At 60.6% G+C, this 9990-nt stretch carries 14 protein-coding genes and 1 pseudogene; 9 read left to right on the top strand and 6 right to left on the bottom strand.

What is annotated here, in order from left to right; all coding sequences use genetic code 11:
• From C3418_RS14450 to C3418_RS14435, 5 genes and pseudogenes are all read left to right on the top strand, one after another.
• Window positions 1-77 (top strand): transposase (locus tag C3418_RS14450; protein ID WP_174213905.1); only part of this gene is annotated, 77 nt, incomplete at its 5' end.
• A 142-nt stretch (window positions 78-219) separates the two neighbouring features.
• Window positions 220-444 (top strand): hypothetical protein, encoded by a 225-nt coding sequence (locus C3418_RS24120; protein WP_139127925.1) that lies wholly within the window; start codon window positions 220-222, stop codon window positions 442-444.
• A 123-nt stretch (window positions 445-567) separates the two neighbouring features.
• Window positions 568-1002, top strand: a complete 435-nt coding sequence (locus C3418_RS24730) for an ADP-ribosylglycohydrolase family protein (protein WP_244075340.1) — start codon at window positions 568-570, stop codon at window positions 1000-1002.
• Window positions 962-1891: an ADP-ribosylglycohydrolase family protein gene (locus C3418_RS24725; RefSeq protein ID WP_244075339.1), complete on the top strand. Its 930-nt coding sequence runs from the start codon at window positions 962-964 to the stop codon at window positions 1889-1891. Before C3418_RS24730 ends, C3418_RS24725 begins: the two co-directional genes overlap by 41 nt.
• 152 nt (window positions 1892-2043) lie before the next feature.
• Window positions 2044-2370: pseudogene (locus C3418_RS14435) on the top strand (integrase core domain-containing protein); the annotation flags it as partial.
• A 34-nt stretch (window positions 2371-2404) separates the two neighbouring features.
• On the opposite strand, the gene C3418_RS14430 reads toward C3418_RS14435, so the two are convergent.
• Both C3418_RS14430 and C3418_RS14425 read right to left on the bottom strand, forming a co-directional pair.
• Entirely contained in the window at window positions 2405-2947 is a 543-nt protein-coding gene (locus tag C3418_RS14430; protein ID WP_103858776.1) for a DUF4145 domain-containing protein, read from the bottom strand.
• A gap of 262 nt (window positions 2948-3209) precedes the next feature.
• Window positions 3210-3842 carry a Vat family streptogramin A O-acetyltransferase gene (locus C3418_RS14425; protein WP_103858775.1) on the bottom strand — a complete coding sequence of 211 codons (633 nt, stop codon included), beginning with the start codon at window positions 3840-3842 and terminating at the stop codon, window positions 3210-3212.
• A 223-nt stretch (window positions 3843-4065) separates the two neighbouring features.
• Here C3418_RS14425 and C3418_RS14420 point away from each other — a divergent pair, with 223 nt between their 5' ends.
• Together C3418_RS14420 and C3418_RS14415 are read left to right on the top strand one after the other, a co-directional pair.
• A complete protein-coding gene (locus tag C3418_RS14420; protein ID WP_103858778.1) occupies window positions 4066-4650 on the top strand; it encodes a penicillin-binding protein activator LpoB in 585 nt (194 codons plus the stop codon).
• 326 nt (window positions 4651-4976) lie between these two features.
• Entirely contained in the window at window positions 4977-5867 is an 891-nt protein-coding gene (locus C3418_RS14415; protein WP_103858774.1) for a sensor domain-containing diguanylate cyclase, read from the top strand.
• A gap of 63 nt (window positions 5868-5930) precedes the next feature.
• On the opposite strand, the gene C3418_RS14410 is transcribed toward C3418_RS14415, so the two are convergent.
• The gene (locus C3418_RS14410) at window positions 5931-6569 is read right to left on the bottom strand and encodes an exopolysaccharide biosynthesis protein (protein WP_010672675.1); all 639 of its coding nucleotides are present in this window, start codon (window positions 6567-6569) and stop codon (window positions 5931-5933) included.
• 201 nt (window positions 6570-6770) lie between these two features.
• On the opposite strand from C3418_RS14410, the gene C3418_RS14405 reads away from it, so the two are divergent.
• Window positions 6771-7385 carry an outer membrane beta-barrel protein gene (locus C3418_RS14405; protein WP_103858773.1) on the top strand — a complete coding sequence of 205 codons (615 nt, stop codon included), beginning with the start codon at window positions 6771-6773 and terminating at the stop codon, window positions 7383-7385.
• Window positions 7386-7397: 12 nt separating this feature from the next.
• On the opposite strand, the gene C3418_RS14400 is transcribed toward C3418_RS14405, so the two are convergent.
• Window positions 7398-7703 (bottom strand): monooxygenase, encoded by a 306-nt coding sequence (locus C3418_RS14400; protein ID WP_103858777.1) that lies wholly within the window; start codon window positions 7701-7703, stop codon window positions 7398-7400.
• Between the two features lie 121 nt (window positions 7704-7824).
• On the opposite strand from C3418_RS14400, the gene C3418_RS14395 reads away from it, so the two are divergent.
• On the top strand, window positions 7825-8181 hold the full coding sequence (locus C3418_RS14395; protein WP_103858772.1) for a helix-turn-helix domain-containing protein: 357 nt from the start codon (window positions 7825-7827) through the stop codon (window positions 8179-8181).
• On the opposite strand, the gene C3418_RS14390 is transcribed toward C3418_RS14395, so the two are convergent.
• Window positions 8153-9172, bottom strand: a complete 1020-nt coding sequence (locus C3418_RS14390) for an acyltransferase (protein ID WP_103858771.1) — start codon at window positions 9170-9172, stop codon at window positions 8153-8155. The two genes, C3418_RS14395 and C3418_RS14390, sit on opposite strands and share 29 nt — an antisense overlap.
• 176 nt (window positions 9173-9348) lie before the next feature.
• Complete coding sequence (locus C3418_RS14385; RefSeq protein WP_181023106.1) at window positions 9349-9969, bottom strand: PepSY-associated TM helix domain-containing protein; 621 nt, start codon at window positions 9967-9969, stop codon at window positions 9349-9351.
• Between the last annotated feature and the right edge of the window lie 21 nt (window positions 9970-9990).

The raw sequence follows: 9990 nt of genomic DNA, 5'->3' as shown, positions 1-9990 counted from the left end.
GCTCTTACTTTGCGGGCTCTTGCGGCGGAGCACCGTTGGAGGTGATCAAGCAATACATTCAAAACCAGCGGGGCTGACGCCCCGGCGAAATTCCCCTCCCACCTACGTCGGAGGGAGTCCCCTTTCGCATTTAAGATGGTACATGTGCAAAACCTCAGTATCGGAGCAGGGCGGCGAACACAGTACCCTTAACTAGGTACACATCAGAGGAAACCGGCGATGGACCGCAGACGACAGCATCGAGATCAGGTTCACCTTGGCCGACAGTCACCACGAGCGAGGTGGCGTGGGTTAGCCCTGTTCGGTGTGCTGGCGGGCTGGTTGTTTGCTCATCCTGCGCAAGCGGCCAACTGCACCTATCGGCAAGATGCATTGGGCCATACCCGCTACCGGTGTGACGATGGCAAACAGGGCACCCTGCGTGAGGATGCGCTCGGCTGTTAATCAGCAGGTTGCAAGGGGATGCTACTCCTTCTTTTATAGGGCTTTTCTGCATCATTCGCTCGCAACAGTCTTCAGTCTTGCCGGAGCGTTGGTGCATATATCTCTTCCATGGACATTACACGTATGAAAAACAGACAGAGTGCCGCCAAGGGATGTCTGCTTGGCCTCGCTATTGGCGATGCATTGGGTACAACCCTAGAGTTTGCTCCCCGTGATAGTTACACGGCATTGACAGATATGATCGGGGGGGGGCCATTTAAGCTCGAAGCTGGTCAATGGACCGATGATACCAGCATGGCCTTGTGTTTGGCTGACAGCCTGTTGGCATGTCATCGACATGATCCACTCGATCAGTTAGCTCGCTATCAACGTTGGTATCGGCAGGGTGAAAACTCAGTGACAGGTTATTGCTTTGACATTGGTAGTACCGTCAGAAGGGCACTACGCCAGTATGGTCATAGTGGCGACCCTTATCCTGGCAGTGAAGATGCCATGAGTGCAGGAAACGGCAGCTTTGATGCGATTAGCGCCCATTGTGCTCTTTTACAGTCAGCATAGGGTGCAAAAAAGAGAGAATGCTCTGCAATATCTCTTGAATATGGTTGCACTGAGTTCTCGTACTACCCATGGTGAGGCTCGGGCCGTTGCGGCGTGTCAGTTGATGGCACTGTTTATTGATAAGGCGTTGCTCATCGATCCCTCCCAAGATGCTGGCAAAGATGCGGTTCTGAAACTGACAGAGTCTGAGTTGAGTGCGTTGGGAGTATTGCCGGAGGAGATAGACGCGATCGCGTGTGGAACTTATCGCCACAAGACTCGTCACGAGATTTCCAGTAGTGGTTATGTTGTGCACAGCCTGGAGGCGGCACTATGGAGTTTCTGGCATAGCACTACATTTGCCGAAGGTGCTTTGCTGGCTGCCAATCTAGGGGATGATGCCGACACTGTGGCTGCTATCTATGGCCAACTGGCCGGTGCCTATTATGGCGAAGAAGGGATCCCGGCTAGTTGGCGTGAGCGTTTAGCCTGGTATGACAAGATTTCTGATATGGCACTGACGCTACATGACGCAAATACCTGTCGCTTGCCTCAGGACTGCGAATTGGCCGAACTGGTTATACGTATGCAAGGTGTGGTGGAGCAGAGTGAGGATGAGCAGACGTTGGTGCTTGCTTCTGCCTGCTATGAGCTGGGAATCATGCAGCCAACTGGTTTGGATTGGCCGCAAGCCAGCGTTGTAATGGCACCGCAGTCATCCCTGACACCAGCAGAGCAAGAGCAGGCACAGAGTGCCGTGATTGCGACCTGGTCCAGGCTCGACTGCTGCTGCATGTTGACCGCACTCATTCGGATGGATCGTTTTTGCGACAACCTTCTCTATGATGCTGTGCGTAGTGGTCTTGTTGCCATGATATTGCAGAGATTTTCTCAACTATTGGTGGTTTGATTGGGTTTTATTGGATCTCTTACCGCTTCGTTGCCACAGCGATAACAACCGCAAACAACACCAGCGTTTTCTAGATGATGTGGCGGAGGTGAGCGAGCAACATCAGGCCTGGATTGTTGTTTATGCGATCTGCCCGTGTTGCGATCTTTATGCGCTTTGGGGATTCGTTGCCGGCATCACCGGTGGAGTGGCTGACTGATAATGGCTCGGCGTATCGAGCCCATGAGACCCGCGCGTTTGCACGAGAAATCGGGTTGGAGCCCAGAACTACTGCGGTGAGAAGCCCACAGAGTAACGGTATAGCGGAGAGCTTCGTGAAGACGATGAAGCGAGACTATATCGAGATGATGCCAAAACCGGATAGCCGAACAGCGGTAGGCAATTTGGCTATCGCGTTTGAGCATTATAACGAACACCACCCGCACAGCGCCTTGGGATACCGTTCACCCCGGGAATTTCTGCGCAGTCGGGTATCACAATCCTAAGCGGGAAAAAGTGTCTGGACCTATGGGGTCAAATCCAGTCCTCAATAATGAAATTGATCATATTGAATAGGTGTTGTCCCATTTCGGGAGTGTCATTTAGATTTATCTCACCTGGGTGAACAGCATTATTTCCGACTACGCGGCAGAAATCGAAAGCTTGTTGAACCTGTACAGGAAGTCCTTTAGCAACAAGCGATTTTATGTCGGCGTTGATGTTTTCGCCTTTTTCGCCTAGTTCCGGCATCAGTTTCTGGATAGCGAGTCGTAGTAGCGCCACTGCAGCTCTGGGTGATCTAGCAAATATGCTCCGTGCCTCATGATATTCATCAATGACAGAGGCTGGCATGTCAGCATGTGGTGGTGCAACAGGAGCTTCAGCAGGAATGATCATGCGTGATTCGTACCAGTATGAAAGGCCATCACAGTGTTCACATTGACAGACGGAGATCGGTGATTTACTGGTGCTGTGATAGCCGAAAGAGAGAATGCCCCATTTCTGTTTTGCGAAGACAGCGCAATGGATGCAGTGGAATTGCTTCATTTGATCTTCTGGTGGGTAGTATTTGCTCATAGTTTCCTCATATGACGACTGATTTACAAAACCTGTGCTACACCGTTGGCTTGGTTTATCGATGGTGCAGACAAGGTCGTTACCAAAAGACCATGTTATTGGTTTGCCTCTGTTAGGGAAGGGATAGATGATAAAACTCTATTCTGTATCAATAAATTAATCATCCATCAAAAGGGGATAGGGGCTCGGAGACACCCATATTTCTAATCGCGGCGTGGTGGCCTAATTAGGAGACCATTTCCAGCTCGACTTTAAATATCTATCAACCAGCCCTCTCCAACTGACCAATTTCCCCGCCGCTTATCAGCGGCAGATGGCGGCTAATTTGCTCCACCGGCCAGTTCCACCAAGCGAGGGTGTTGAGGCGGGCTATGGTGTCGTCGTCAAAGCGATAGCGGATCAGCTTGGCTGGGTTGCCGCCGACCACGGCGTAGTCGGGCACGTCCGTGGTGACCACTGAGCGGGCGGCGATGATGGCGCCGTTGCCGACCTTGACGCCCGGCATGATCAGGGCGTCATAGCCTATCCAGACGTCATTGCCGATGAGGGTGTCTCCCTTGTAGGGAAGGGTGCCAGGTTTGGGGGCGGCGCTCTCCCAGCCGTTGCCGAAGATAAAGAAGGGGTAGGTGGAGAGGCCGGAGGTCTGGTGGTTGGCGCCGTTCATGATGAACTTGACCCCGCGGGCGATGGCGCAGAACTTGCCGATGATGAGCTTGTCGCCGATGAAGGGGAAGTGGTAGAGGACGTTGCGCTCGAAGCCCGCCGCATCCTCCGGATCGTCGTAATAGGTGTAATCACCCACCTCGATATTGGGCCCCTTGATGGTGTTCTTGATAAAGCACAGCTGGGGGAAGCCGTTCATGGGGTGGGGATTGGCGGGATCGGGTCCGTGCATGAGGCGCTCCTCTGTGATCTGGGTTCAGGCTACCCTAACGGAACCGGACGGCCCCTTGCCACCCTTTTGTGTCCTCCGCTTCGCCAGCCTTTGTCGCCCCCGGCCCATGTGCGCATCGACCCCGGGCCGGTTTGTCTCTAGCATGGAGGGGAGGCGGAGCCGGGCTCCGTCAAAATGGATGATGGATGAAGTGCGCCTTGCGGACTTCTGGCGGAGAGAAAAGATGAAGCTGCGTTCCTTGTTGATGGTGGGTGCCCTAGTGCTGGGCGGTTGTGCGGTCAATCCCTATGGCGAGCCCCAGCCGCCGGTCGGCGAGCCGGACAAGCCGGTGACCAAACCAGAGAAACCCGTGGCCGAGCCTGACAAGGCCGAGCCGGTGCCTGCTCCCAAACCCGTGGCACCGACGGGGCTGGCGGTCGCCCTGGCCGATGACTTCCTGAAGGCCGCCGATGTGCAGGCACTGGCGGGCAGCAGCCCGGTACTGCTGCTGATGGCGCCCCAGAACGGTACAGGTGAGCCCTTCAGCACCCAGCCCCTGGCGGTGGCCATGATCCAGCGCATTCAGGCCAATAGCGGCTTTCGTTTCGCAGACCCGGGCCAGGTGGCGGCCATCACGGGTCAGCTTGAATACCAGCAGGGGGGCATGAACCCCGCCTCCCTGGTGCGTCTGGGTCGCCAGACCGGGGCGGGTTACATGCTCTACGGGGATCTCCTCTCTGAAGGGGGCCGCTACCGGCTCGCCATGAGCCTGATGGATCTCAAGAGCGGCGAACTGCTCTGGAACGCCAGTCGATCCGCTGCCCGCTGATGTCGGCTCGCCGGATCCCTCTTGACCGGGATCCGGCCTTGTCCCCTTCTCCGGGGGCGGGAATACCCCTGTGGCGTCCCTGACGTCACTGGGTTGGCATGTCGCACTGCCTGAGGGCAAAAAAACCTTCCTGACTGTCTGACAATTCTGGTTCTGACAGCATCCCCAATTGCTACCATTCACTTTGCCGGAGGCTTGTCCGGTGAACACGTCACCGACCGCATCCTTCCCGCCCGGCAGGCAGCTTTCTGCCCCTGTGCGATACTCCATGAGTCTTGTATAACAGGAGTACAGGGACCCACTCCCACGGATAGCAAGGAGCTCGGATGGCGCTCTCAGTGGCACAACTCTACGAAGTGATGGCCCAGTTGCCGGATCCCGTTTTCATCCTCAGCGAAGATGGCTACTACATCGAGTACATCGGCGGGATGGAGCAGCAGTCCTACCAGAACGGCAACCCGCTGATCGGCAGACAACTGCTGGACGTGCTGCCCGAGGACAAGGCGCAGTGGGTGATGGCGCAGGTGGCTCAGGCCCTCGCCAGCGGCCAAGTGCAGGTGGTGGAGTATGACCTCTCCCCCGCCGAGGTGGACGGCATCGACGCCGACGCCGGGCCCCAGGGAATGCAGCGTTTCGAGGGCAAGATAGCGCCCTTGCCCTCTTTATATGAGGGGAAGCGGGCGGTGACCTGGATGACCCGCAGCATCACCCGCCAGCACGAGCTGCAACAGCGGCTCAAGCGGCTCGGGGAGACGGATCAGCTCACCGGCCTCTACAACCGCCACTTCTTCTTCGACCAGTATCACCACAGGGTGCAGGGGCAGCATCTCACCGGCCTCATCATGCTGGATCTCGATCACTTCAAGCAGATCAACGATCGCTTCGGCCACCAGACCGGTGACAAGGTCTTGTGCCGGGTCTGCGACTGCGTGGCCGCCCAGTTGCGGGGGGAGGATCTCTTCGTGCGCAGCGGTGGCGAGGAGTTTCTGATCCTGCTGCCGCAGATAGACGAGGGGATATTGCTGAAGGTGGCGGAGCGGATCCGCGCCGCAGTGGCGGCCATGGCGCCGGATCCCGCCCCCGTGACCGTGAGCCTGGGCACCACCCTGATCCGGCCGGGAGAGGATCTTGGCACCGTGCTGGCCCGGGCGGACGAGTGGCTCTATCGGGCCAAGCGGGGCGGGCGCAACCGGGTGGCCCACGATGGGGCGCCCTGAGGGCCGGAGTGAACAGGAAAGAGGGCGACCCGGGGTCGCCCTCTTTCATTTGGCCGGGCCAGATCAGCCGAACAGGGTCGAGATATTCTGCCCCGCCATCAGCAGGCCGATGGCCAGGGCGCTGAACCAGACCAGGGTAGCGGCGACCAGGGCATAGCCGAGGGCGACGAAGAGACCGTCCCGCTGCAACATGCCGATGGCCAGCAGCAGGATGGCCCAGGCGGGCATGGCGTTGGTGAAGGGAATGGCGCCGAGCGGCAGCATCAGCAGCAGGGCGGCCAGCATGATGAGCAGACCGTTGCAGCGGTTGATGGTCACGCTGCCGGTCAGGATGAGCAGGCGCGGGCGGATGAAGCGGTCGATGCGGGCCAGCAGATCCGCCCCCTTGTGCAGGGTCGGCTTGAGGTGCTCGGCGGCGAAGCGGCGCTCCATCAGGAAGGCGGGCAGCCAGGGCACCCGGTTGAGGGTGATGCCGATGCCGATGAAGAGGATCAAGAGGCCAAAGGGCGTGCTGACGCCGGGAATGGAGACCGGCAGCAGGAAGGGAACCGTGAGCAGCACGCAAAACAGCAGCATGCCCTGTTCGCCCACCAGGGCCAGCATCTGGCGCAGGCTGATGTGGCTCTCCTCGATGGCGTGGGCGGTGGCCCTTAGGGTATCGGAGAGCGTGCTTTGGGGGTCGTTGAGTTGCGCGGCAACCATTCCTGAGATCCTCGTCTGTTGATGCCACCGCTGTGGCGCCGTCAGCTTACGGGGGCGAGGTTAATCCCGGATGAATAACCCCGGGGAGCACAGATATTTCCATCGGGAGCGGGGCAATGAGGCTGGTACAGCCCCCGTCCAGTGTGGGAGACGGGCGCTCTGATATGCTTTGCGCAGGTCTTTTCACCAAAGGATGAGCACATGAGAGGAGCGATGGGGATGGTGCCGGGGTTGCTGCTGCCCCTGGCGGGCTGGGCAGCCGAGCCCCCGGCGACGGGCTGGCAGCTGACTCCCTTTGCGGGATACAGCTCGGCCATCGACTTTCGGGCCATGGACGAGCCGGCCCCCACGCCGCACGGGAGCGACATCGACACCCTGCAAGGGGAGCACTCCGGCAGCTGGGGGCTCTTCATCAGCAGGGAGGTGGATGACCCCGGCATGGTGGAGCTGCTCTACAGCCACCAGTCGACCCGGGTGTCCCCCGAACTGCCCGACAGGCTGACGGTGGACACCCTGCAGTTTGCCGGGGCCCTGACCCTCTCTGACCACCTGATGGCCCCCTATATCGGTGCCGGGATTGGGGTCACCCGCTTCGATGCCTACGACAGCGAGACGGCCCCTTCCATGTCCCTGGCCCTCGGGGTGCAGCCGCGCCTGACCGAACATCTGGCCGTGCGGGCCGAGGTGCGCGGCTACGGCTCCCTGGTCAACGACGACAGCGCGTTTCTCTGCAACCCCGAGGTCTGCGCCTTCCGGGTGCGGGGAGAGCTGATCACCCAGTGGCAGGCCAATATCGGCTTGACCCTGAGGTTCTGAGCCCCGCTCGGGCTAGACGATGCCCTTGGTGAGGCGACTCAGGGGCTCGTTGACGTCGAACACCTTGTACTGCACCGCGCTGGCGCCCATGGCGAGCACCCGCTGCTCGTGCATGGTGGCGTAGGCGAGGGCGCTCCCCTCATCCTCGAACAGATAGATGCCGCCCGCCTCGCCGGTGCGCGGGTTCTCGGTCCAGATCTTGGAGATGAAGCCCGGCTCCCGGGTGATGGAGTCGGCCAGCGGCATGGCCGCAGCAGTGAGGGCCGGTCCCATCATCTCGGCGGGGAAGTTGAAATGGATCTGCAGCAGGCTGGGCATGATAAACCTCTCGTGGGCGTTGATTGACGGAATCCGCATCATAGGAAGCCGGCATCTTGGCTGCAAGAAGGCACATTTTCGTGGCATAGTTACCGCAAAGTAACCACTCGCGAGCCATACCGTGCCCTCACTGCCCTGTCCCGCCTATCAGTTATTGCGCCTGCTGACCGGCAAATGGAAGCCGGCCATTCTGTTTCATCTGCGCGAACAGACCCTGCGCTTTGGCGACTTGCGCCGCTGCCTGCCCGAGGTGAGCCAGAAGGTGCTCACCGCCCAGCTCAAGGAGCTGGAGAGCGACGGTGTCATCATTCGCACCCTCTACCTCGACGTACCGCCCAGGGTGGAGTACTGTCTGAGCCCCCTTGGCGTCGCCCTGATCCCCCTGCTCCAGCAGATGCACGATTTTGCGCTGAACCACGTTGATCTGCTGGCTGGTCAGGGTCCTGTTTCTAGCGAGCCCGCAGCAACCAGCGGCTGAGGGCGGTGGCCGCCAGCAGTCGGTAGCCGAGCAGAGTGAGCGCCAGCAGCGCGGGTACCTTGAGGAGTTCCCACCACACCTGCTTGCCCTGGGGGCCGAAGATCATCAGCCACACCACCAGCATCATGTGCAGACAGTAGAGGCCGAGCACCTTGGGCGCCTGGCGCTCCAGCCAGCTGCCTTTGCCCCATGCCGGGTTGGCCAGCAGCAGGCCGAACAGCCCCAGCGCCCAGGGGAGCGAACCCAGCAGGAAATCGTGACGAGCGAGGGGGACGGCGGCAACGCGCAGCAGCCCTGCGGCCTCCAGGGCGTAGAGCCCCATCCCCGCCATCATCATCAGGGCGCAGCGCCTGGCGTCCGGCTGCCAGGCACGCAGGCGCAGCTCGGCGCCAAGCGCCACGAACAGCAGGGAGAAGAAGGGGCCGTTGCGGGTCAGCAGGGCCCACTCGCCCCCCGGCAGCAGCGGGCCATAGGAGCCACCGATCAGGGCCCCCAGCAGCAGGGCCAGCCTCGGCAGGCGGACCTGCTGGCATAGCCCCAGGATCAGCACTGCCACCATCAGGGCGGGCAGGAACCAGAGGTGGATCATGCCGCCCACCCACCAGACGTTGAGCGGATCCCCGAGCTGCATCTGCCACTGGCCTGCCATGGCGGGCAGGTAGCCCTCGCTCACCGCCGCGAGCGGGTTGAAGGGTATCAGCACGTAGAGCAGGCTCCACGCCAGCCAGAGCCCCAGCAGGGGTCGGCAGTAGCGCAGTGCGACCGTCAGCGGGTGGCCTGCGGTGAGGGCGGGCTGCAAGAAGTAACCGGCGCACAGGAAGAACAGCGGCACCGCGAAGCGGCAGAGCTGGTTGATGACGGCCCCGACCAGAGGGTAGGGCGTGCCGTCCCACAGGGCGGGGTCGAAGGGGTTGCTGAAAGGGGAGAGATGGATGGTCATCACGGCCAGGATGGCCACCACTCGCCCGCATTCGATGCTGGAGATGCGCATGATTCCTCGTGGCGTTCGGGAGCTGGGCGCACCCTATCAGCCGCAGGTGCTCCCTATCCAGCCGCCTGGTCGCCAACTGTGACCCCCATCGGAGGCCGGTTACCCTTTGTTACCCGAGGTGCGGGCAAGGTTACCGCCGCCGGGAGCAGGATCCCGTTTTGGTGTCGGTAAAAGGGCTAGAGCAGGGCCACCAGCACGGTGACCAGGGCGCCCAGCAGCAGCAGGGCGATGCCGCGACCGGCGGGGCCGTGCAGCTTGTTCCACATCAGCAGGCTGGTGAGGGCCAGCAGCAGCATGGCCAGGGCCGCCAGATCGCCCACCAGTTGCCAGGGCAGGCCGGTGCCCATGCCACGGTGCAGCCGGTTGAGGCTGGCAGCGAAGTTGGCCTGCTGCAGCTCGGTGCGCACCAGCAGAGTGCCTTCCACATAGCTGGCGGCCACGCTCTGGCTGAGGGTGACACCGCGCAGCTCCCAGCGGGCCGGCAGGGTGAGGGCGCCGGATGGTGTGGGCAGGGTCTGGGGCGGGGTGATCTGGGGTCGCCCCTCCTCGAACATGTCTGCATAACGCTGTTGCAGCAGGGCTTTCAATTCATCCGGGCTGGCCAGCGGCGTGCTCAGTACTATCTCTTCGCTCGATTTGGCGGTGTGGGGACCGGGCAGGGGCAGCACGGCCCTGTGTTGCAGCCAGAGGCCGGTGAGGCCGTAGAGCAGCATCAGGGTGAGGGTGGCAAAGCCGGCCCAGGCGTGGATGCGGCGCACCCACTTGTTGTTGTGCAGGGGGAGTTTTCTGCGTGTCATCGTTCGGTGCTTCATAACAAT

The sequence above is a fragment of the Aeromonas sp. ASNIH8 genome (assembly GCF_002919855.1).
GTDB classification, from domain to species: Bacteria; Pseudomonadota; Gammaproteobacteria; order Enterobacterales; family Aeromonadaceae; genus Aeromonas; species Aeromonas caviae.
Note: the sequence above shows the minus strand (reverse complement) of the source record. Positions and strands in the feature narration are given on the sequence as shown.